Here is a 22,710-nt window from a genome sequence, read left to right as displayed (position 1 = left end):
CGCCTGACGAGTTCGAGCAGGCCGTACATCATCTTCGCCTCATAAACCTATTCCAGAAGCACTCCGTGTTGCGCCGAGAACAAGGAGATGAACTCCTCCAGTACGCCATTCTTCTTTGCGTAGCCGCCAAAATGAAAGCCGGTCTCGATCGACCAGTTGCTCGTTGCACTACCCCAGGCCGCGACTTGGAAGCCCGAGACATCCTCGTTGAGGAATTCCGCGCCCTTGAGCACTGCGAAACCGAGCGCGCGCTGGTCCTTTCGCAGGGGTCCGGCAATTCCCGCCAGCGTCCCGCCGGTGCCGCATGAGCAACAGATGACATCGAAATCCAGGTCGATTTCCTGGGTTGCCTCCGCGCATCCGCGCAAGGCCAGCGTGTTGCTGCCACCTTCGGGCAACAGATAGAAATTGCCGAACTCGGCGCGCAACCGGTCGACAACCCGCGCCGCGCTCTTCCGTCGATAGGTCGTGCGGTCCAGGTAGCTGAGTAGCATTCCATGATCTCGGGCGTAGGCCAGGGAGGAGTTGAGTTCCGCGTGCTCTTCGCCGCGAATAATTCCTATCGTCTTGAAGCCGAAATGGTGACCGGCCGAGGCCACTGCCCGAATATGATTCGAGTAAGCGCCACCGAAAGTCAGCAAGGTCGTCGCGGACTCAAGCCGGGCAGCTTCAAGGTTGTACTTCAGCTTTCTCCACTTATTTCCGTTCAGGTCGGGATGAATGAGGTCATCACGCTTGAGAAAGAGTCGAATTCCCTGAGTCGTCAGCAAGGCATCGTGGATCTCGGTGATCGGCGACGGTAAGTGTAGGTTCACACTGTCCACATTGCTCACATTAGCCCGCCTTGCTCGCTGTTGCCTCGCAACTCACCCTCGCTCGGTAGGGGCGACGGACCTGCGGAGACGGGCCCGGGGGCGTCCGTCGGCTACTGTCGGCGCATGGGTGAGGAACTCGGGTTGCGGGAACGCAAGAAGGTGCGCACGCGCGAGGCGATCTCGTCGGCCGCGATCGCGCTGTTCCTGGAGTCCGGGTTCGACGCCGTGCCGGTGGCCGAGGTCGCCAGGGTGGCCGAGGTCGCGAAGCGCACCCTGTTCGCCTACTTCCCGACCAAAGAGGACCTGGTCCTGCACCGGTTCGCCGACCACGAAACCGAAAGCGCCGACGTCGTCCGCCGCCGCCCGGCGGGGCTGGGGCCGCTGGCGGCGTTGCGCGAGGACTTCCTCGCCGGGCTGCGGCAGCGCGAGCCGGTGACCGGGCTGGCCGAGGATCCCGAGGTGCTCGGGGTCTTCCGCATGGTGACCGAAACCCCGACGCTGGCCGCGCGCATGCTCCGGTTCAACGCCGCGGGCGAGGCCGCGCTGGCCGTGGCGCTCGCCGAGGCCGGCACACCACCGCTCGAGTCGGCGCTCGCGGCCGCGCAGGTCAGCGCGGTGCGCTGGTCGCTGGCGACGGCGAACATGGCGACTCTCGCCGCCGGGGTGACGGCGGCCGCGCGGTACCCGGACGCGGTCGCCGCGGCCGAGCGGGGATTCGCGATGCTGCGTGACGGCGTCGGGCTGGACTGAATCCTTTCTTTTCGGCGGCGAAAAATGAGGATTTCGTTGTTGTATTCGGGTTTCTCTGCTGGTTACGCTGGGTATGTACGCGCTGCACGGTCAGCCATAGGTCCAGTTCCCAGGTCTGTCTCACGCATAACAATGAGGCGTTCCATAACAACCAGGTAAAGGATCGGCATCATTGCCTCAAAGTGCCTAACGCCGCGAGGCCGTTCTGCGAAAGTTTCGACGGTACGGCTTTCCGGCCACCCGTTGATCCCCCGAAAGGTTTTCCTCAGTGAGCACTGCGCCTCCGTTTCCGGCTGCCCCCGAACAGCCGGTAGCACCCCCGAAGAACGGTCTGGGCACGGCCGGTTTCGTCCTCGGTCTGATCGGCCTGCTGATTTCGTTCATCCCGGTCATCGGCGTCGTCGGGTACCCGCTCGTCATCATCGGGCTGATTCTCTCGATCGTCGGCCTGCTCCGCGTGAACAAGCGCGTCGCGAACAACAAGGGCCTGGCCATCGCCGGCATTGTGCTGTCCGCGCTCGGCCTGATCGCCTGCATCCTCAACACGGTGCTCATCGGCGCGGTCGTCAACGTCGTTTCCGACCAGTCGGTGTCGTTCCCGGCGAAGAGCGGTGACGCCCACAGCGTCGAGTACGTCGTCACTTCGGCCGGTGCGGCCAGCGTCACCTACACCGGCGGCCTGACCATCAAGACCGCCAACGTCCAGGCCGGGGCCAGTTTCGACGAGAAGGGCTCCTTCGCCTCCGACCAGGCCACCCTCAGCCTTATCGTCACCGGGGCCGACCTGGAGTCGAAGGCGAGCTGCAAGATCGTGGTCGACGGCAAGACCGTCGTCGAGAAGGCCGACACCACCATGGCCAGCTGCACGTTCGATTTCAAGGGCTGATACCCCAAGTGCTGAAGAAGAGTCCCGCGTCCACCTGGAACTGGGGGTGACGCGGGACTCTTTTCTGTTTACAGCCAAGGCGTCTTGACATCGCCGAGGGCTCGCTCGTAGTGGCCGGGCTGGTCGGCACGGCGCTGGTCGGCACCGGAGTGGAAAGCGCTTTCGCCGTCCCCGGCGGTGTCTTCAGCGTCAAGGACTACGGCGCCAAGGGAACGGGTCCGCCAACGACTCGGCCGCCATTGACAAGGCGATCGTCGCGGTGAATTCCGCGGGCGGCGGCACCGTGGTGCTCCCGGCCGGTACCTACAACTCGGCCAACACCGTCCACCTGAAGAGCAACGTCACGATCCGGCTGGACGCGGGCTCCACCATCGTTGGTTCCGGCGTGAAAACCTACGACAAGGCCGAGCCGAACCAGTGGGACCAGTACCAGGACTACGGGCACAGCCACTTCCACGACGCGATGTTCGCCGGTGACCGGCTGACCAACATCGGGTTCACCGGTTCCGGCACGATCGACGGCGGCGGCAACCTCATCACGGGCAACCCGAAGTTGGGTGAAGCGGACAAGATCCTGTCCCTGACCCGGTGCGACGGCCTGGTTCTCAGCGGGATCAAGCCGCGCCGCGGGCATTTCGCCGCGCTGATCAACGGCTGCGGCCATGTGAGCTCGGACAAGCTCACCATCGACACCGCGAGCGACCGCGACGGCTGGAACATCATCAGCACCACCGACGTCAACCTGACCGTGCCCGCCACCGACGCCACCGACGCCACCGACTACAACCCCAAGAGCATCGGCACCCGGCCCGCCTACGGCTGGTACCTGCACTACGCCACCGGGATCCGGTTCACCGGCGGTTCGGTGCGCTTCGGCAGGGACGACGGCCGCCCGGCGCTCATCGCGAACAACAGCTCCCGCCTGAGTTTCGACCACTTCACCGCGCAGAAGGGCTCGAACAGCCCGTTCGACGCCGGTTTCCAGCACGTCAACGCCACAGGCTCGTCCACCTCCTGCTGTTCTCCCGACCCGCGCACGGAAAAAGGGCCCCGGCCGGAATCGGCCGGGGCCCCTCCTCCCTGCGGCGGGGTCAGTGGGCGACCTGCTCGTTCATGATGAGGAACGCGCCGAGTCCGTGGAGGTCGTTCGTCTTGCGCGCCCGCCCGTAATAGTACGAGGTGTCGCCGACATTGGTGCCCTCGCAGATGTTGGTGATGTTCGTCAGCCCGTCCGAGCCGATCGACACCTGGTCCAGCACACCCGCGTACCCCTTTTCAGCCACCGCCTGGTATTGAGGATCGAGGTAGCCGCGCTGGACCCCCCGCGAGAGCGTGAACGTGTACATCGCCGAGGCCGAGGTCTCCAGCCAGTTTTTCTGGTCGGCGCCGCGGTCGACGAGCTGGTACCAGCGCCCGGTTTTCGGGTCCTGGTAGCGCTGGTAGCCCACGGCGAGGAAGCGGACGACGTCGATCAGCCGCGCGCGGCGCGGGTGCCCGGCGGGCAGCACCTCAAGCAGGTCGATCGCGGCCATGCCGAGCCAGCCGATCGCGCGCGCCCAGTGGTATTTCGAGTGGTGCCCGGGGCCCGACGCCCAGGATTCGGAGCCGTCCTCGTCGTAGGCGTGATATAGCAGGCCCTTGGCGGGTTCCTTGAGGTGGTCGAAGTAGACGATGACGTTCTTCGCCGACTCCTCGAAGCTGTACGTCCCGTCGCCGAAGGTCTTGCCGTACAGGGCCAGGAACGGCTGGGCCATGAACACGCCGTCGGCCCAGAGCTGGCCGACCTTGCCGGTGGCGTGGAACATCCCGCCGTCCGAGATCCGCTTGAGCAGGGCCTCGTAGCCGTCGACGGCCTGTTCGCGGGACTCCCATCGCCACTTCAGGTCCTTGTCGTAGGACTCCGGCGACATCGCCGAGGTGACCACGAGGTCCGGTTTCATCGCCAGGATCCCGGCCAGTTCGGCCTGGTTCTGGTCCGCGCAGACGGTGAGCCCGGCCGGGGGGTTCGCGGTGAACGGGCAGCCGTTGCGCAGCATCATCTTCACGCGCCATTGGGGGTGTTCGCGCACGAACCGCGCGAACACCGTGGTGAACATGACCGCGTGGGAGTCGCCGACGATGACGATGGTCTTCGGCGCGGTCTGCGGGCCGTAGGCGCACTTGTCACCCGACGGCGGCCAGTGCTCGATGTCGTAGACGGTGCAGCCGGCGGCCTGGTCGTTCAATGGCCAATCCGTCCCGGCCACGGCCGGGTCCGGCATCAGCGGGGCGTCGGCGGGCGCCGCCCTCGGGTGGTCCGGGTCGAGGGCGAGCGCGCCAGGATGGGTGTCGTCGAGCCTGGTGGCGGAGGCGAGCCGATCGAGTTCCCCCGAGGCGTACTGCTGCGGCACCGCCGCGCTGACCACCGTCACGGCGACCAGCGTGGCGCCGAGCACGTAGGCGCCACGAAGCCGCCGCGCGTTCTTCGCCCGGCCGCGCCGAAAGGGATCTTCGACGGCGTGTTTGGAGACGATCGCCAAGGCCAAGCTCAGCGCGAGCGCGGCCGCGGCCTGCCTGCGGGACAGTTCCGCACTGTTCGTCACCTGCAGGACGACGACGATCACCGGCCAGTGCCAGAGGTAGAGGCTGTAGGAGATGTCCCCGAGATACCGCAGCGGCTGCCGCCCCAGCAGAGCGGCGGTCTCCGCGCCGCCCGCCCGCTCCAGCCGAGCAGCAGCCGCGATGTGTGTCCTGGCCGGATCCGGTGGGCGGCCATCGCGGCGAGGCCGCCGAGGTCGAGTTCCCACATCCGCGCCGGGGTGACGAAGTACGCCCGGCCGTGGTCGAGTTCGCTGTAGATCACCGAGAACACGAACGACGCCGCGGTGAGCAGTGCGACGGCGGCGAACGCGAAGCGGACGGCTTTGGGCCTGGCGCGGTGGGCCAGCCGGGCGCAGAGCAGCAGGACCAGCGGGATGACCAGGTAGAACTGCTCTTCGACACTCAACGACCAGAAGTGCTGGACCGGCGACGCGGCGGCTGTCGCGTGCGCGTAGTCGGCCGACAGCGCGGCGAGTGCCCAGTTCTGGAGGTTCAGCGCGGACGTGACGATCTCGCTCATGGTCGACGGCCAGCGCGACATCGGCAGCAGGACCAGGGTCGCGAGCACGGTGGTCAGCAGAACGACCGAGGCGGCGGGTAGCAGGCGCCGGATCCGGCGGGCGCAGAACTCGCGGAGGCTGACAGTGCCGGTGCGGCGGAGCTCGGTCGAGAGCGTGCCGACGATCAGGTACCCGGAGATGACGAAAAAGACGTCGACGCCCGCGAAGCCACCGGGAAGCAGGCCCGCCCTGAGGTGGTAGACGATCACCAGGCCGACCGCGAGGGCCCGCAAACCCTGGACGTCCCGCCACGCTTGTCCACAGGTCCCTGAAGGTGGCCTTCAGGGGCAGTCCCACCGGGAACCGCCCGGATCAGGTCCGCACGCGCCTCCGTCGGCGCTTCAGCGACTTTCGGCCAGCAGGTCGAGGGTCAGCGCGGCCGTCCAGCCGAAGGACCGGGAGCCGTGGCCCTCGCCGGTCAGCGGGTCGGTGTACTCGGCGAAATCCGCGCGCCAGGCCGCTTCCAGCAGGTCCGACCGCAGCCGCTCCGCGAGCGCGCGCTCGCCGTGGGCGAGCAGACCCAGCCGGACCAGCCAGCCGACGTTGAACCACGACGGCCCGCGCCAGTACCGGGCCGCGTCGAACCCGGGCGCGGTGAGGTCGTAGCTCGGTGCGCCCAGCACCCGGCCGACGCCGAACCGCGGGCCGGTCGCGGTGGCGAGCAGGGCGGGCGCGACCGGCAGTCCCGGCAATACCAGGGGGATCAACCCGCCGCAGGTGTACTCCCTGGCGCGCTCGCCCGTGCGGACGTCGCGTGCGAAGAAGAAGCCTGCTTCGTCGTCCCACAGGGTTTCGACTAGTGCCTGGGTGAGCCGTGCGGCGGTCTCGCGGTGCCCGGCCGCCGCTCCCGGGAGGCCGAGCGCGCCCGCTATCCGGCCCAGCGCGAGTTCGGCGTCGGCGAGCAGTGCGTTGAACGCCGGGTCCTCCACGGTGAAGCCGTCGCCGAAAAGTGGCCACCGCTCGTCGCGGTAGCCGACGTCGCGGTACCCGGCGGCGAGCCGCACGTAGCGCCCGTAGTCGACGTCGCTCGGCCGGTCGGCGGCGTCGCCGTGTTCGAGGTCGCGCCGGATGAACTGCGCCGGATCGACCGGCCGCACGTGGGCGAGGGGGCCGTCCCAGGCCGGACTGTTGTCCATGCCCGACTCCCACGGGTGCACGATCGACACCAGCCCCCGGCCGCCGAAGTCACGGTTGCCGAGCAGGTAGGCGTGCCAGGCGACGAGCTTCGGGTAAAGCGTCGCGAGGAACTCCGCGGCCGACGACTGGTCCTCGGCCGCCTGGTGGACCTCCCACACGGCCCGCGCGTGGATCGGCGGCTGGACGAGACCGGATGTAGCACCGGTGTGCCAAAACCCGGGACCGGGGAAGTAGGCCTCGTCCGGGGTGTCCGGATTGAACACGATGTGCGGCACGCGCCCGTCCGGCCACTGCGCGGAGAACAGCGTCAGCAGCTCGAGGCGAGCCCGCTCGGGCGCGTGGTGGCGCAGGCCGAACGAGATGAACGCCGAGTCCCAGCTCCACTGGTGCGGGTAGAGCCCGCGCGAGGGCACGGTCGACGAGCCGAGCCAGTTTTCGTCCAGAACCCGCGTGGCCGCCGCGCGCAGCCCGCTTTCCACCTCGGTGAAGCCCGGGGTCGTGGTCCAGGAACCGGTGGTCCCGTTGAGCGTGCTCGCGCGCAATGTTTCCATGATGTGTCCAATTTATCTCGACCTTATGTCTTGTCAATGGACAAAAGTGGTCCTCCTGCGATGATGTGCACCACACCCAAGGGGCGGCGAAAAGATGAGTCAGGCATGAGCGGCGGTCCGGCGCCCGTCACCGCGGGCGAGCTGCTGCACCTGGTCCGCACGGGCCAGGCCACCACCCGCAAGGCGCTGCAGAACCGCAGCGGGCTGTCGCGTTCGACGCTGACCGGGCGCCTGGAGCTGCTCCAGGCGTCGGGCCTGCTCACCGAATCCGGGCACGAGGACTCCACCGGCGGGCGTCCGGCCCGGCAGCTTCGGTTCGACGACCAGCACGCGGTCGTGCTGGCGGCGAGCATCGACACCATGCACGCGGAGGCCGCGGTCACCGACCTGTCCGGCAGGCCATTGGCGCGCCGCGCCGGGCCGCTGCGGGTCGCCGACGGCCCGGAGCCCGTGCTGGACCGGATCGCGAAGTGGTTCGACGCGCTGCTCGGCGAATGCGGCCGCGAGCCGCGGGAGGTGTGCGGGATCGGCCTTTCCGTGCCGGGTCCGGTGGATCCCGGCCTGGTCCGCGTCACCCAGCCGCCGATCATGCCCGGCTGGGACGGCTTCCCGATCGGCGACTACCTCGCCGCCCGGCACGCGGCGCCGGTGCTGGTCGACAACGACGCCAACCTGATGGCGCTCGGCGCGCAGCGGACGCGGCACCCCGACTGCCGTTCGCTCGTGCTCGTGAAGGTTTCCACCGGGATCGGCGCCGGGCTGGTGATCGGCGGCGAGGTCTACCGCGGGATCGACGGCGGTGCCGGCGACATCGGGCACATCCGGCTGCCGGACCACCCCGACGCGCGGTGCATGTGCGGCTCGCTGGGCTGTCTCGCCGCGGTGGCCGGCGGGGGCGCGCTGGCCGCGCGGCTGACCGAGCAGGGGCTGCCGACCGCGTCGGGCTCGGGGGTGCGGGAGCGGATCGTCGCGGGGGAGCCCGCCGCCGTGCGGCTCGCCCAGGTCGCGGGCAGGCAGGTCGGCGAGGTGCTGGCGACGCTGGTGTGCGTGATGAACCCCGGGGTGCTGGTGATCGCCGGGGACCTCGCCGAGCCGCATTTCGTCACCGGCGTGCGCGAGGTGCTTTATCGGCGCGCGCTGCCGCGGGCGACGCAGAGCCTGCGCATCGAGATCGGCGGCCGCGGGGACGGCGCCGCACTGAGCGGGGCCTGTTCGATGGTGGTCGAGTCGGTGTTCGCGCCCGCCGCCGTCGATCGCCGTCTCGTTTCAGCCGAAAGTAGGTAGCGGAACCGGCTTCCGGGTGTTCCGGGGCTATTCCGGCGTGCCGGCGGCGAAACGGACTATTTTCGCGTGTTCGCGCATATCGGCCCACCGGGAAGGGACAAAACGGATTCCCAGGCTGTTATCGCCAGTGTCCACTGAAGTGGAGATGAATTCCGTCCCGATAACGGTCTGTCTCTCTTGTGCATTCTTCTTCCCTGCGGGCGAGGCCGGTTCTAGTCTCATCCGGTGTTTCGGCGCAGTCCGGTCTGCTTTCCAAGAGGAGTCACTGTGCGAAGAAGTCTTACCTTTTTCCTGTCGCTCGCGGTGGTGGGAGGATTAGCCGCGACCGTGCCGGCCACGGCTTCCGCCCAGACCAGGGCGGACATTCCCCAGTCGCACCCGCTGTGGGCGAATCCGCAGGCGAAGGTGGCCGACACGGCTCCCGCCTCGAACCTGAGCTTCCGGGTGTACCTGAACCTGCGTGACCAGGGCGGCGCCGAGGCGCTCGCACAGTCCGTGTCCGATCCGGACAGTGCGAACTACCGCAAGTTCCTGAACCCGGACCAGGTCCGCGATCAGTTCGCCGCGAGCGACGCGACCGTGAACTCCGTGCGTTCCTGGCTTTCCGGCAGCGGATTCGCCATTGGTGAAATTCCGTCCAACCGTGCGTATGTCACGGCGACCGGATCCGCCGACCAGGTGCAGAAGGCATTCAACGTCCAGCTCGGCAAATATGCCGTCAAGGGACAGACGCTGCGTGCCGCGGACAAGAACCTTTCGGTTCCCGCCAACCTGTCCAACGACGTGCTCGGCGTTATCGGCGTCGACCAGGCCACCAGCCTGTTCAAGCCGGACCACACCGACGGCAAGGACGCCGCGGGCGCGCAGCGCAAGTCCGCCGCACAGCCCTCGGACGTCGCGCCCGGCCCCGGCTTCCGCAACGCCCGGCCGTGCAGCGCCTACTACGGCGAGAAGACCGACACGACCGACCCGGCCTTCAACGGCAAGAACTTGCCCTACGCCCCGTGTGGTTACACCCCCGGGCAGCTTCGCTCGGCCTACGGCGTCGACAAGGTCGGTGCCGACGGCAAGGGCACGACGATCGCGATCGTCGACGCCTTCGCTTCGCCGACCATCTACGCCGACGCCAGCCAGTACGCCAGGAAGAACGACCCGGCGCACCCGCTGAAGGCTTCGCAGTTCTCGCAGAAGGTCTTCCCGCCCACCCCGGGCTCCGAGGCTCCTGACCAGTGTGACGCCGCCGGTTGGTACGGCGAAGAGACCCTCGACGTCGAGGCCGCGCACGGCCTCGCGCCGGGCGCGGACATCCTCTTCGTCGGTGGCGCCGACTGCCAGGACCTCTCGCTCGACACGGCCCTGAACTACGTCGTCGCCGGCCACAAGGCCGACATCATCTCGAACTCCTACGGCGACACCGGCGAGGACATCCCCGCCGACGAGGTCAAGGCGTTCAACCAGATCTCCATCCAGGCCGTGCTCGAGGGCATCGGCGTGTACTTCTCCTCCGGCGACAACGGCGACGAGGTGGCGCGCCTCGGCACGCCGTCGGCGGACTACTCCGCTTCGGCGCCGTGGATCACCGCGGTCGGCGGCACCAGCATCGCCATCGGCAAGGACGGCAAGCGCATCTTCGAGACCGGCTGGGAGACCGGCAAGAGCTCGCTGGCCAACGGCGTCTACGGCCCGGTCAACTACACCTCTGGTTCCGGTGGCGGCACCAGCCGCCTGTTCACCCAGCCCTTCTACCAGAAGGGCGTAGTGCCGGACGCGCTGTCGACGAAGAACCAGACCGGCAAGACCAAGGGCCGCGTCGTGCCGGACATCTCGGCGATCGGCGACCCGAACACCGGTTTCCTGGTCGGCCAGACGCAGACCTTCCCGGACGGCGCGTACTACGACCAGTACCGCATCGGCGGCACCAGCCTCGCGTCGCCGGTCTTCGCCGGCATCATGGCGGTCGCGGACAGCTTCGATCACTTCCACCACGGGTTCATCAACCCGGTGATCTACAAGCTGACCTCGCGCACCTCCGCGATCAGCGACATCAAGCACGTCGACGCCGCCGTCGAGCGGGTCGACTACGCCAACAGCGTGGACGCCTCCGCGGGTCTGCTCACCTCGGCCCGGACGCTGGACTACGGCAACCTGACCATCCACACCACCAAGGGCTACGACGACGTGACCGGTCTCGGCGCGCCGAACGGCCTGCTGTTCTTGTTGCTGGTCTAACCAGTAGCCGGTTCCTGCCCCTGAAGGCCACCTTCACAGCGTCTGACGCTGTGAAGGTGGCCTTCAGGGCGTTTTGGAGCGACTCGCGCCGAGCCGCTAGAGCGGGTGGCCGTCCAGCGGGATGACCGCGGCGACCGTCGTGCCCCAGCCCGTCTTGCTCCGCACGCTGAGCTCGCCGCCGAGCGCGCGGACCCTGTCCCGCAGCCCGTTCAGGCCGGATCCGCCGTCGATGTCGGCCGAGCCGACGCCGTCGTCCCCGATCTCGACCCGCAGCCCGGACTCCCGCACGACGATCAGCACCCGGATGTGCTCGGCCCGTGCGTGCTTGAGCGCGTTCGTGATCGCCTCGGACACCACGAAGTACGCCGTCGCCTCGACGGCCGCGTCGACGCGGGGGACCGAAGCCACCGACAGCTCGACGGTGACCGGGATCCGGTCCAACAGCGACCGCACGGCGGCGACCAGCCCCGCCTCGGTGAGGATCACCGGGCGGATCCCCCTGGCGAGCTCGCGCAGCTCGATGATCGCGGCCTGCAGCTCGTGCACCGTGGTGGTCATCAGCGCGGCGACCTCGGGCGGAAGCTCGTCGTGCAGCCGGCGTTCCGCCATGCGCAGCAGCAGGACCACGCTGACCAGCCGCTGCTGCGCGCCGTCGTGCAGGTCCCGTTCGATCCGTCTCCGCTCCTCGTCGCCGGCGGCGACGATCCGGGCCCGTGACGCGCGCACCTCGGCCAGGCGCTGCTCGAGTTCCGCGGTGAGCCGCTGGTTGTCCAGCACCAGCCCGGCGGCCGCGTTGAGCGCGTCGAGCGAACGGGAGTCCTTCCACACGCCGTCGTCCTGGACCAGCTCGGCCAGCCCGGTGCCGTCGCGTTCGAGCAGCAGCCGGGTCATCTCCGCGTTGCCGACCCGCGCGCGCAGCACGCCCACCAGGAAGGCCAGCGGCCACAGGCAGAACGAAAACCGGTAGATCTGCAGCAGTGGCTGCGCGGCCGGGCTGTTGTTGCCCAGCGCGCTGCCCACCGCCGAGGTGACCGCGCCGATCAGCGCGATGGCGACCACCGGGGACAGCAGGCGCCGCTGGGGAAGCCGCTCGCCGAGCCACCGGTAGAGCAGCAGCACCACGACGCCGGTCGAGATGATCGCGCCCGCGACCTCCAGCAGGCGGTTGGCCAGCTGGGTGGTGGCCGGGCTCGGATCGACGCTGAGCAGGTCGCGAGGCTGGACGCTGAACAGCAGGAACAGCAGGGAGGAGCCGAACACCGCGAGGTAGGCCGCCACCACGAGCAGGCGTTCCCAGCGGGAGCGCAGATAGCCGTGCGGGAAGGCGACCACCAGGTGGGCGATCACCGGCGCCGAGGCCGAGGTCACCGCGATGCCGAGGGTGAACACCACCGCGTTCGCCGAGAACTTGAGGTCCTCGGCGAACAGTGCGACCCCGGACAGCGCGATGAGCAGCCCGATCGGGTTCGACGGACGGCGGACGTGCGCGACCGCGCCCGCGACCAGGAACAGGAAGCCGGTGGTGGTGCTCAGCGCCGTGTCGAGCGCGGAGTGGGTGCCGTCGGCGATCTTCAGCGTCATGGCGGCCACGCCCATCGCGAGACCGGCGGTGAGCACGCCGACCATCGCCGTCGCGCGTGGTTGTGTCGCCGCCACGGACCCCTCCGGCGCTAGGCGGTGAATTCAGGCGGTGAATTTCCAGCACGTGCGGCGTCCAGGACGGCCGCGGATAACCATGATTCGTCCGTTCGGCGGTTTCCGTTACATCCGGCGCCGGCCCGGCGTCGCCGGGACCGCGTCAGGCGGCGAGCGCGGCGAAGCGGTCCAGCGAGGTGCGCAGGTCGCCCTTGAGCGCCCGGCCGACCGCGGAGCCGATCGGGCCGAACAGCCCCGGCGCGGAGAACTCGGCGTCGATCGACATCGCCGAGCCGTCGCCCGCGGGGTGGACGGCGAGCGCGAGGGTCACCTTGACCCCGGCCTTGCCCACCCCGGACAGCGTGATCAGCTCCGGTGGCGCGAAGGTGCCCACCGACCAGTCGATGCGGTTACGCATGCCCTTCACCGACACGACCGAGGTGAGCACGGTGCCGACGGTGATCTCGTCGGGCAGCTGCCCGCGCCAGCCGTCGTGCAGGGTCAGCCAGTCGCCGAACCGGCTCAGGTCCGACGCCGTCTCCCAGGCCCGCGCGGGGCTCACCGGCATGTTCGCGGTCACACTCACCTTGGCCACAGCCGCTCCTTCGCCGGTCGATGCTGCGCTGCACCGTAGCGGGCCCTAGGTTCATCCGCGAGACGAGTGAGCGGGAGTGCGGCATGGGCAGCGGGTCGGGACTGGACGCCGACGTTTTCGGCGGGCGGATGCCCTCGGGCACCGGGGACCTCGCGATCGAATCGCACGGCATCGCGCCGATCCCGGAGGACAACCGGTTCGGCGCCCCGTGGCGGCTGTTCACGGTCTGGTTCGCGCCGAACCTCACGATGACGGCGGTGTTCACCGGCACCCTCGGTGCCGGGCTGGGGCTGGGCTTCACCACTGGCCTGATCGTGATGCTCGCGGGGACGCTGCTCGGCTCGCTGCCGGTGGCGTACCTGAGCACCTGGGGTCCGCGGACCGGGATCGGGCAGCTCCCGCTGTCCAGGCTGCCGTTCGGGCGCGGGGTGGTGCTGCCGGGGCTGCTGCAGTGGCTCGGGTCGATCGCCTGGGACGCGCTCGTCGGGCTGTTCGGCGGCGAGGCGCTGGCCGAGCTGACCGGGCTGCCGTTCTGGCTCGCGGTGCTGGTCATCCTGGTCCTGCAGTGCGCGCTCGGGGTGTTCGGTTACGAGGTCATCCACCGGGTGCAGGCGGTGATGAGCGCGGTGCTCGGGGTCGCCTTCGTCGTGCTGGCGGTCAAGGTGGTCAGCGGGCATCCGATCGTGTTCTCCGACAGCGTCGTCGGCGGCGAGCTGGCCGGGGCGATCGTGTTGTTCTCCACGATCACGCTCAGCCTGGCCATCTCGTGGGCGCCCTACGCCTCCGACTTCAGCCGCTACCTGCCGGCGAAGACCTCGTCGGCGCGGGTGTTCTGGTTCACTCTGCTCGGCCTCACCGCGTCTTACACGATCGGGGAGGGCCTCGGGCTGGCTCTGGGCAGCGCGCTGGGCGACCAGACCGCGTCCGGGGTGCGGACGCTGATGGGCGGCGGCGTCCTCGGCGCGCTGGCGCTGCTCGTGATCGCGCTGGCCTCGGTGTCCTCCAACGCGATGAACGACTACAGCGGCTCCCTCGCGCTGCAGACCGTTGGGGTCCGGGTGCGGCGGCCGGTCTCGGCCGTGCTGGTGACCCTGGTCGCGTTCGCGCTGATCCTGTGGATGCACAGTGGCGAGTTGTCCGCGAAATTCGAGAACGTGCTGCTGTTCGTCAGCTACTGGATCCCGCCGTTCCTCGGCGTGGTGGTCCCGGACTGGCTGACCAGGACGCGCGGCGGCGGCCGGTTCGGCCCGGTCGAGCAGACGGCGCGACCGGGCCGGTGGTGGGCTGCGCTGGTGGCGTTCGTGCTGGGTTTCGCGGCCGCGGTGCCGTTCATGAACACGTCGATCTTCACCGGCCCGGTCGCCGCGGCCCTGCACGGTGCCGACCTCGCGTACTACGTCGGTTTCGTGGTCACGCTGCTGATCTACCTGCCTCTTCGTGCCCGGAGCGCCCCTATCCAGAACGAGCGTCCTGTCAAGGGCTCTCACTGATTTTCCCGCCATTCGGATGACGATGCGCTGAACCGGACACGCGTGCGACTCTCGGCGGACACCCCCGTCGAGAGGTTCCGTTCCCGTGCGCACCCACCACAGATCTCGTTCACTGGCCACGGCGTTGGCCGCGCTGACCGTGCTGGCAGGTCTGGCCGGGTGCTCACGCGCGGACAGCAACGCAGCCCCCGCGCAGAACGCTGGCGCCGCCGGTGAGGTGCGTCTCGGCTTCTTCCCGAACGTGACGCACGCGCCCGCGCTGCTCGGCGTGAAGAAGGACTTCTTCTCCAAGGAACTCGGCTCGACCAAGCTGACCACGCAGGTGTTCAACGCGGGCCCCGAGGAGGTCAACGCGCTGCTGGGGAGATCGCTGGACATCGCCTACATCGGCTCGGGACCGGCGATCAACGCCTTCACCAAGTCGAAGGGCGCCATCCAGCTCGTCTCCGGCGCGGTGTCCGGCGGCGCGCAGCTCGTGGTCAAGCCCGACATCACCAGCCCGGAGCAGCTCAAGGGCAAGACGCTGGCCACCCCGCAGCTGGCCAACACCCAGGACGTCGCGCTGAAGAAGTACCTGGCCGGGGCGAAGCTCACCGACCAGGTCAAGATCACGAACCTCGACAACCCGAAGACCCTGGACGCGTTCAAGAAGGGTGACGTCGACGGCGGCTGGCTGCCCGAGCCGTGGGCGTCCCGCCTGGTGAACGATGCCGGTGCGAAGGTCCTCGTCGACGAAAAGACCCTGTGGCCGGGCGGCCGGTTCCCCTCGACCGTCGTGATCGTGCGCAGCGAGTTCCTGCAGCAGCACCCGGACACCGTCCGCGCCGTGCTGAAGGGCGAACTCGCGGCCAACGAATGGGCCAAGGCGAACCCGGCCGACGCCAAAACGGTGATCAACGGCGCGCTCAAGGAGCTCGCGGGCAGCACGCTCACCCCCGCCGTCCTGGACAGGGCATTCTCCGGGATCGAATTGACCACCGACCCGATCGCCGCCGAGTTCCCGCAGCTCGCGCAGGACTCGGTGACCGCGGGCGTGGTCAAGCAGGTCGTGAATCTCAAGGGTTTCGCCGACTTCGGCGCGCTCAACGACGTACTCAAGGCCGCGGGCCAACCGGCCGTCGACGCGCCGGCGCTGACCAAGTAGCAGGAGGGTGATCGCGATGACCATCACACTCGAGGAAGACCCCACGGTCGCGGCCACCAGGGCCGCGGTGCGCCTGGAGGGCGTGCGCAAGGCGTTCGGCCGCACCGGCCGGGCGGTCGTCGCGCTCGACGGCATGGACCTGACCGTCGCACCGGGCGAATTCGTCTGCCTGCTCGGCGCGTCCGGCTGCGGTAAGAGCACGCTGCTCAACCTCGTCGCCGGGCTGGACCAGCCGACCGAGGGCACCATCACGCTCACCACCTCGCGCCCCGCGGTCATGTTCCAGGAGGCCGCGCTGATGCCGTGGCTGACCGCGTCCCGCAACGTGGAGCTCCCGCTCCGCCTCGCCGGCTTCGGCCGCGCCGAACGTCGTGAGAAGGCGGCCGAGCTCCTGGAGCTGGTGCGTCTCGGCGGAGCGGGCGGCAAGCGGCCGCACGAGCTGTCCGGCGGGATGCGGCAGCGGGTCGCGCTGGCCAGGGCGCTCGCCGCGACCCTGCGTGTCGGCGGAGACCAGGACCAGGCGCTGCTGCTGATGGACGAGCCGTTCGCCGCGCTCGACGCCATCACCCGCGACGTCCTGCAGGGCGAGCTCCTGCGGGTGTATCGCAGCACCGGCACGTCCGTGCTCTTCGTGACCCACGACGTCCGTGAGGCCGTCCGGCTCGGCCAGCGCGTGGTGCTGCTGTCCTCCCGTCCCGGCCGGGTGGTCCGCGAATGGACCGACGTCCCGGCCGCCGATGCCGCCGAGCTGGCCGAGGAGATCACCGGTCATCTGCGAGAAGTGATCAGCACCCATGCCGCAGCTTGACCGGATCGAACCAGGGACCAGCCCCGACGAAGACTCCCGCAGTGACGCCGTCGGGGCCGGGCTCGACACCCTCGACACCCCGACCGGGGAGCGCAGGGAAAGCGGCTGGAAGCGGTTCCTATGGGGCGTCCTCCCGCCGGTCGCGGCGCTGGCGCTGCTGATCGTCGTCTGGCAGATCCTGTGGTCCGCCGCCTTCTGGCCGGAGACGACGTTGCCCGCCCCGCTGGCGGTGTGGGACGAGTTCTGGAGCACGGTCGTCGACGGCCGGGTGTTCGGGTTCGTCTGGACCTCGGTGCACCGCGCCGCGCTCGGGTTCCTCGCCGGGGTGCTGATCGGCACGCCGCTGGGGCTCCTGGTGGCCAAGGTCCGCGTGGTGAGGGCGGCCATCGGGCCGCTGCTGTCCGGCCTGCAGAGCCTGCCGTCGGTCGCCTGGGTGCCCGCCGCGGTGATCTGGTTCGGGGTCAACGACGGCGCGATCTACTTCGTCGTGCTGCTCGGCTCCGTGCCGTCGATCGCGAACGGGCTGGTTTCGGGCATCGACCAGATCCCGCCGATCCTGCCCCGTGTCGGCCAGGTGATGGGGGCGAACCGGCTGGCGTCCGCGCGGCACATCCTGCTGCCCGCCGCGTTGCCAGGGTTCCTCGCCGGGTTGAAGCAGGGGTGGGCGTTCTCGTGGCGCTCCCTGATGGCGGCGGAGCTGATCGCGGTGTCTCCGCAGCTCGGGACCGGCCTCGGGACCTATCTGAACCAGGGGTCGTCGTTCAACAGCATGCCGGCCGTGATCGCGGCGATCTTCCTGATCCTGCTGGTCGGCGTCGGGATCGAGCTCGCGATCTTCCGGCCCGCCGAGCGTGCGGTGCTCAGGGCGCGAGGGCTGACCGGCTCGTTCTAGGGGTTGGCCGGGCACTCTCCGACGCATGCCGCCTTTCGACGCGTGTCCGTTTTGCGCTGCTCGCCGACTTGGATGATCACCCTCAGGCTGTCCCACCGGGACGCCGTACTGGCGCCTGTCCGGCGAGTGGCGGGGGACAGCTTTCGCGGTGACGGCTTTTATGGCACGGGTGAGCTATAAAAAGCCGGAGTGGGACTCGCGAAGCCCAGGTAGCACGCCGCTGACGTACCCTCGGAGCGGCTCGATCTGTTCGCCAGTCGCGAGGAGCCGCCGCTCGGCGCGTCGATCTCGGTCGGCATGGCGCAGAGCCTGCCGTAGGCGGTGGAGCGGCTGGTGCCGAAGCTCACTGCGGGAACGAACGGGTCACACCGTTCGTTCTTCAGACCTACGGTTCCGTAGGTTACGGTGCCGTAAGTAAGTCCCGCCCCGGAAGGACGAAAGCGTATGACGGTCCCCGACAGCACCCGGCTGATGTACGAGCTCGAGGGGACGGTCGAGGAGAACCTCAACCGGCACCTCGCGGTGGCCAAGGAATGGATGCCGCACGAGTACGTGCCGTGGAGTGAGGGGAAGAACTTCGCCGAGCTCGGGGGCGAGGAGTGGGACCCGGAGCAGTCGCGCGTGACGCCGATCGCGCGGACCGCGCTGGAGGTCAACCTCCTCACCGAGGACAACCTGCCCAGCTACCACCGCGAGATCGAGCGCGCCTTCGGCCGCGACGGCGCGTGGGGCACCTGGGTGCACCGGTGGACGGCCGAGGAGGGGCGCCACGGCATCTGCATCCGCGACTACCTGCTGGTCACCCGCGCGGTCGACCCGGTGGAGCTCGAGCGGATGCGCATGGAGACCATGCAGGCCGGGTATGACAGCGGTGACAAGCAGCTGCTCAACGTCATGGCGTACGTGTCGTTCCAGGAGCTCGCGACACGGCTTTCGCACCGGAACACGGGCAAGTACACGAAGGACCCGATGGCCGAGAAGCTGCTCACGCGGGTCTCGACCGACGAGAACCTCCACATGGTCTTCTACCGGAACCTGGTGACGGCGTCCCTGGAGATCGAGCCGGACGCGATGATGCGCGCGATCACCGACGAGGTCGTCCAGTTCCAGATGCCCGGCGCGGTCATCCCGAGCTTCGTCCGCAAGGCCGCCGCGATGGCGAAGGCGGGCATCTACGACCTGCGCATCCACCACGACGACGTCATCTGGCCGCTGCTGCGGTACTGGAAGGTCTTCGAGCTGGAAGGTCTCGGCGAGGTCGGCGAGAAGGCCCGCGAGGAGCTCTCGGCGTTCCTGACCAACCTCGACACCCAGGCCTCCCGCTTCGTCGAGCGCCGCGCGGCCTCCGAAGCCCGCGCCGCCGCGAAGGGCGTCCCCGCCTTCTGACGCCCGTCCCCAGCTGTCCCCAGCTTGCGGACACCTGTGCACAACCCGCGGACACGCCCGGACTCCCCACGGAGCCCGGGGCGTGTCCGCGTTTCGCGTACGTGTGCCGGTACGGCGAACTCGGGCCCCTGGAGACAGAACTCAGGCCCGTGAGCGGGGGACTCGCCGGAGGTCGGCGAGTCCCGCATTCACGGGCCTGAGTTCTACGTTCGTGCGTAAGGGCTACCGGCCCGAGCGCCGGCCGCCCGCGCGGGTGCTCGCCGAGAACGCCGCAGCGCCGCCGCTGCGCCGGGCGGGAGCCGCACCGGTCTGCGCTCCGGCACCCGAGCCGCGCTGGCCGCCACCGGAACCCCCGGTGGCACCGCCACGGCGGGGCTGACTCTCGGACGCGCCACGACGCGCCTGGCCACCGGCACCGCGTCCGCCACGGGACTGGTTACCGGCACCGCCACGACGGCCGTCACCCGAGCCGGAGCCCGAGCGGCCGCCGGACTCGGAACCGGACGTGTAGCCCGAGCCCGAGTCGGAAGACGTGTAGCGAACCGGAGCGCCTTCGCCGCGAGAGGTACGGCCGCCGTCCTTCGTGCGGTTCGCGCCGCGCGAGGGACGGGAGTCGTTGCCGCGACCGCGACCGCCGCGGGCACCCGCGCCACCCCGGTTGGCCGGGACGTCGTCGCCGGCGCCACGGGTCGGCCGGGCCTGCCCGTTCGCGGAGACCTTCTTGGGCCGGTTGTCGACGATCGGCTGACGTGGGGACGCGTCGAACGTGCGCTCGCCGGGGGCGAGCTCCGCCAGCAGCGAGTGCGCCGGGCTGACCCGCGTGGTGGTCGGCTTGATGCCGGCCTTGCGGGTCAGGTCGCGGACGTCATGGACCTGCTCATCGGTCATCAGCGTCACCACGGTGCCCGAGGCGCCCGCGCGAGCGGTGCGGCCGGAGCGGTGCAGGTACGCCTTGTGCTCGACCGGCGGGTCGGCGTGGATGACCAGCGTGACGTCGTCGACGTGGATGCCGCGCGCCGCGATGTCAGTCGCGACCAGCGTCTTCGCCGCGCCGGACGAGAACGCCTCGAGGTTGCGGGTCCGGGCGTTCTGCCCGAGGTTCCCGTGCAGCTCGACGGCCGGGACACCGGACGCGATGAGCTTGCGGGTCAGCTGCTTGGCGCGGTGCTTGGTGCGGGTGAACACCAGCGTCCGGCCGGGCGCCGCGGTCAGGTCGACCAGCACCGGCAGGCGGTGGGTCTCCTCAAGGTGCAGCACGTGGTGCGTCATGGTCGAAACCGGCGACTGGGCCGAGTCGACGCTGTGCGTGACCGGGTCGGTCATGAAGCGCTTGACCAGCACGTCGACGCCGCCGTCGAGGGTGGCGGAGAACAGCATCCGCTGGCCGCGCTCGGGGGTCTTGTCCATGATCCGGCGCACGACCGGCAGGAAGCCGAGGTCGGCCATGTGGTCGGCCTCGTCGAGCACGGTGATCTCGATCGCGTCGAGCTTCACGTGGCCGGTCTGCATGTGGTCGGCGAGCCGGCCGGGGCAGGCGACGACGATGTCGACGCCGTCACGCAGCTTGGTGATCTGCGGCTGCGGGCTGACGCCACCGAAGACGGTGATGGTGCGCAGGCCCAGTGCCTGGCCGAGCGGGGCGATGGTGGCCTCGATCTGGGTGGCCAGCTCACGCGTCGGCGCCAGGATCAGCGCGCGCGGGCGGCCGGGCTTGCGGCGCGTCGGGCCGGCGGCGAGCCGCGCGAGCACCGGCAGCACGAAGCCGTAGGTCTTGCCGGAGCCGGTGCGGCCCCGGCCGAGCACGTCGCGGCCCGCGAGTGAGTGCGGCAGCGTGGCCGACTGGATCGGGAACGGCGTGGTGATGCCCTGCGCGGTCAGCGCGGTGACAAGGTTCGCGGGCAGGCCGAGTTCAGCAAAAGTGGGTTCGCTCATCAGTTTTTCGGGCGCTGGGCGCCCTGGATCTCCGTAAGTGAGAAGGGTTGTCCTGCCCGGCGCAGACCTCGACGGCCGCGGCGCGTGGTAGTCGACAACGAAACGCGGCCCGAGGCAGAACTGGGCGGACCGCATCGTCAGTGTACTTGATGGGCGCGTCGTCGATCACGTGACCTTGCCCGCACTCGCGCTTCTGCTAAGTTACCGAACAGTAGCAAGTACGGATGTCAGTGCGAACGGGAGACCTGATGAGCAAGACCGCGACGGAGTTGCTGGTGAACCCGGCCGGCTACGACCCCCGCCAGTTCGACGCGGAGACCCGCCGTCTGCTGCGTGCCACCATCGAGTGGTTCGAACAGCGGGGCAAGCGCAAACTCACCGAGGATTACCACGCCAAGACGTTCTACGCCGACTTCCTGGAGTTCGCCGGCCAGGAGGGGCTCTTCTCGACCTTCCTGACGCCCGCCGCGAACGCCGACGGCGACGCCGACAAGCGCTGGGACACCGCCCGCGTCGCCGCGCTGTCGGAGATCCTCGGCTTCTACGGGCTGAACTACTGGTATCCCTGGCAGGTCACCATCCTCGGGCTTGGCCCGGTGTGGCAGAGCGGGAACGACGTCGCCCGCAAACGCGCCGCGGACGCGCTGGCCGCCGGGGGCGTGGCCGCGTTCGGACTATCCGAAAAGGAGCACGGCGCCGACATCTACTCCTCGGACCTGGTGCTCACCCCGGATGGCAGCGGTGGCTACCGCGCGAACGGCTCGAAGTACTACATCGGCAACGGCAACTGCGCGCAGACCGTCTCGGTGTTCGGCCGCATCGACGGCGTCGAGGGTCCTGACCAGTACGTGTTCTTCTACGCCGACTCGAACCACCCGAACTACCACGTGGTCAAGAACGTCGTGCCTTCGCAGATGTACGTCGCCGAGTTCCGGCTCGAGGACTACCCCGTGCACGCCGAGGACATGCTCCACGTCGGCGCCGACGCTTTCAGTGCCGCGCTCAACACGGTCAACATCGGCAAGTTCAACCTGTGCTTCGGCGGCATCGGTATGGCGACGCATTCGCTGTACGAATCGATCACCCACGCGCACAACCGGATCCTCTACGGCAATCCGGTCACCGGCTTCCCGCACGTGCGCCGCCAGTTCGTCGACGCGTACGCCCGGCTCATCGCGATGAAGCTGTTCTCGGACCGCGCCGTGGACTACTTCCGCTCCGCGAGCCCCGAAGACCGCCGTTACCTGCTGTTCAACCCCATCACCAAGATGAAGGTGACCACCCAGGCCCAGACGGTCATCGGCCTGGTCGCGGATGTGGTGGCGGCCAAGGGATTCGAGACCGACACCTACATCGCGATGGCCAAGACCGATGTGGACGGTCTGCCGAAGCTCGAGGGCACGGTCGCGGTCAACCTCGCGCTGATCGGCAAGTTCATGCCCGCCTACCTCTTCGCGCCGGAGGAGTACGAGGCCGTCGTGACGCGTCAGGACGCGGCCGACGACGACTTCCTGTTCCGCCAGGGCCCCGCGCGCGGGCTGTCGAAGGTGCGGTTCCACGATTGGCGCCAGGCTTACGCGCGCAACGCCGGGATCCCGAACGTCGCTCGGTTCACCGAGCAGGCCGAGGCGCTGATCCAGCTGCTCACCGAGGCCACTCCGGACGAGAAGCAGCAGGCGGACCTCGACTTCGGCCTCGCGCTGACCGAGCTGTTCACCCTCGTGGTGTACGGACAGCTGATCCTGGAGCAGGTGGAGCTGACCGATCTCGAACACGACGTCGTCGACCAGCTCTTCGCCGTGCTGGTGCAGGACTTCAGCGCCGCCGCGGTGGAGCTGCACGGCAAGTCGGGCGCGAACCAGAAGCAGCAGGAGCTGGCGCTGGCCGCCGTACGCCGCCCGGTCGTCGACGCGCAGCGGTTCGAGCGGGTGTGGGAGCAGGTGCGCGGGCTTTCCGGCGCCTACGCCATGAATCCCTGAGCGCGGGCTTCCCGCGTCGAACGCGGTGAGGGCACTTTCCTCGCGTCCCTTCGGAGG

The 22,710-nt window shown here is 69.2% G+C and carries 18 protein-coding genes; 11 read left to right on the top strand and 7 right to left on the bottom strand.

From position 1 onward, the window contains the following. Window positions 1-47 precede the first annotated feature (47 nt). A complete protein-coding gene (locus QMK34_RS20330) occupies window positions 48-833 on the bottom strand; it encodes a 1-aminocyclopropane-1-carboxylate deaminase/D-cysteine desulfhydrase (RefSeq protein ID WP_326415714.1) in 786 nt (261 codons plus the stop codon). A 105-nt stretch (window positions 834-938) separates the two neighbouring features. Between QMK34_RS20330 and QMK34_RS20325 the strand changes: the two genes are divergently transcribed. The 3 genes from QMK34_RS20325 (at window position 939) to QMK34_RS20315 (ending at window position 3,568) form a co-directional block, all read left to right on the top strand. After that, entirely contained in the window at window positions 939-1,565 is a 627-nt protein-coding gene (locus QMK34_RS20325; RefSeq protein WP_326415713.1) for a TetR/AcrR family transcriptional regulator, read from the top strand. Window positions 1,566-1,833: 268 nt separating this feature from the next. After that, the gene (locus tag QMK34_RS20320) at window positions 1,834-2,451 is read left to right on the top strand and encodes a DUF4190 domain-containing protein (protein ID WP_326415712.1); all 618 of its coding nucleotides are present in this window, start codon (window positions 1,834-1,836) and stop codon (window positions 2,449-2,451) included. 259 nt (window positions 2,452-2,710) lie between these two features. Then, window positions 2,711-3,568, top strand: coding sequence for a hypothetical protein (locus QMK34_RS20315; RefSeq protein WP_326415711.1), 858 nt, complete (start codon window positions 2,711-2,713; stop codon window positions 3,566-3,568). Here QMK34_RS20315 and QMK34_RS20310 read toward each other — a convergent pair. From QMK34_RS20310 to QMK34_RS20300, 3 genes are all read right to left on the bottom strand, one after another. Continuing rightward, window positions 3,543-5,054 (bottom strand): glycoside hydrolase family 88 protein, encoded by a 1,512-nt coding sequence (locus tag QMK34_RS20310; protein ID WP_326415710.1) that lies wholly within the window; start codon window positions 5,052-5,054, stop codon window positions 3,543-3,545. The genes QMK34_RS20315 and QMK34_RS20310 overlap by 26 nt on opposite strands. Continuing rightward, a complete protein-coding gene (locus QMK34_RS20305; protein WP_326415708.1) occupies window positions 5,051-5,824 on the bottom strand; it encodes an acyltransferase family protein in 774 nt (257 codons plus the stop codon). The genes QMK34_RS20310 and QMK34_RS20305 overlap by 4 nt, the downstream gene beginning before the upstream one ends. A 108-nt stretch (window positions 5,825-5,932) precedes the next feature. Continuing rightward, on the bottom strand, window positions 5,933-7,279 hold the full coding sequence (locus tag QMK34_RS20300; protein WP_326415707.1) for an MGH1-like glycoside hydrolase domain-containing protein: 1,347 nt from the start codon (window positions 7,277-7,279) through the stop codon (window positions 5,933-5,935). Between the two features lie 105 nt (window positions 7,280-7,384). Here QMK34_RS20300 and QMK34_RS20295 point away from each other — a divergent pair, with 105 nt between their 5' ends. Both QMK34_RS20295 and QMK34_RS20290 read left to right on the top strand, forming a co-directional pair. Then, on the top strand, window positions 7,385-8,563 hold the full coding sequence (locus tag QMK34_RS20295; protein ID WP_326415706.1) for an ROK family transcriptional regulator: 1,179 nt from the start codon (window positions 7,385-7,387) through the stop codon (window positions 8,561-8,563). A 267-nt stretch (window positions 8,564-8,830) separates the two neighbouring features. Beyond that, a complete protein-coding gene (locus QMK34_RS20290) occupies window positions 8,831-10,792 on the top strand; it encodes a S53 family peptidase (protein ID WP_326415705.1) in 1,962 nt (653 codons plus the stop codon). 96 nt (window positions 10,793-10,888) lie between these two features. On the opposite strand, the gene QMK34_RS20285 is transcribed toward QMK34_RS20290, so the two are convergent. Both QMK34_RS20285 and QMK34_RS20280 read right to left on the bottom strand, forming a co-directional pair. Next, window positions 10,889-12,418, bottom strand: coding sequence for a sensor histidine kinase (locus tag QMK34_RS20285; protein ID WP_326415726.1), 1,530 nt, complete (start codon window positions 12,416-12,418; stop codon window positions 10,889-10,891). A gap of 172 nt (window positions 12,419-12,590) precedes the next feature. Continuing rightward, the gene (locus QMK34_RS20280; protein WP_326415703.1) at window positions 12,591-13,022 is read right to left on the bottom strand and encodes a type II toxin-antitoxin system Rv0910 family toxin; all 432 of its coding nucleotides are present in this window, start codon (window positions 13,020-13,022) and stop codon (window positions 12,591-12,593) included. Window positions 13,023-13,105: 83 nt separating this feature from the next. Between QMK34_RS20280 and QMK34_RS20275 the strand changes: the two genes are divergently transcribed. From QMK34_RS20275 to QMK34_RS20255, 5 genes are all read left to right on the top strand, one after another. Then, complete coding sequence (locus tag QMK34_RS20275) at window positions 13,106-14,512, top strand: purine-cytosine permease family protein (RefSeq protein WP_326415702.1); 1,407 nt, start codon at window positions 13,106-13,108, stop codon at window positions 14,510-14,512. A gap of 85 nt (window positions 14,513-14,597) precedes the next feature. Further along, window positions 14,598-15,656: an ABC transporter substrate-binding protein gene (locus QMK34_RS20270; protein WP_326415701.1), complete on the top strand. Its 1,059-nt coding sequence runs from the start codon at window positions 14,598-14,600 to the stop codon at window positions 15,654-15,656. A gap of 16 nt (window positions 15,657-15,672) precedes the next feature. After that, window positions 15,673-16,464 carry an ABC transporter ATP-binding protein gene (locus tag QMK34_RS20265; RefSeq protein WP_326415700.1) on the top strand — a complete coding sequence of 264 codons (792 nt, stop codon included), beginning with the start codon at window positions 15,673-15,675 and terminating at the stop codon, window positions 16,462-16,464. After that, a complete protein-coding gene (locus QMK34_RS20260) occupies window positions 16,451-17,356 on the top strand; it encodes an ABC transporter permease (protein WP_326415699.1) in 906 nt (301 codons plus the stop codon). The genes QMK34_RS20265 and QMK34_RS20260 overlap by 14 nt, the downstream gene beginning before the upstream one ends. Window positions 17,357-17,800: 444 nt before the next feature. After that, window positions 17,801-18,742, top strand: coding sequence for an acyl-ACP desaturase (locus tag QMK34_RS20255; RefSeq protein WP_326415698.1), 942 nt, complete (start codon window positions 17,801-17,803; stop codon window positions 18,740-18,742). A 222-nt stretch (window positions 18,743-18,964) separates the two neighbouring features. Here QMK34_RS20255 and QMK34_RS20250 read toward each other — a convergent pair whose 3' ends face one another. Further along, window positions 18,965-20,674, bottom strand: a complete 1,710-nt coding sequence (locus QMK34_RS20250) for a DEAD/DEAH box helicase (protein WP_326415696.1) — start codon at window positions 20,672-20,674, stop codon at window positions 18,965-18,967. A gap of 248 nt (window positions 20,675-20,922) precedes the next feature. On the opposite strand from QMK34_RS20250, the gene QMK34_RS20245 reads away from it, so the two are divergent. Next, window positions 20,923-22,653 carry an acyl-CoA dehydrogenase gene (locus QMK34_RS20245; RefSeq protein WP_326415694.1) on the top strand — a complete coding sequence of 577 codons (1,731 nt, stop codon included), beginning with the start codon at window positions 20,923-20,925 and terminating at the stop codon, window positions 22,651-22,653. Window positions 22,654-22,710: the final 57 nt, after the last annotated feature.

Origin of the sequence: Amycolatopsis sp. H20-H5 (assembly GCF_035828755.1) — a bacterium.
GTDB lineage: Bacteria > Actinomycetota > Actinomycetes > Mycobacteriales > Pseudonocardiaceae > Amycolatopsis.
The sequence above is the reverse complement of the archived record's forward strand: the minus strand, read 5'-3'. Positions and strand labels throughout refer to the sequence as shown.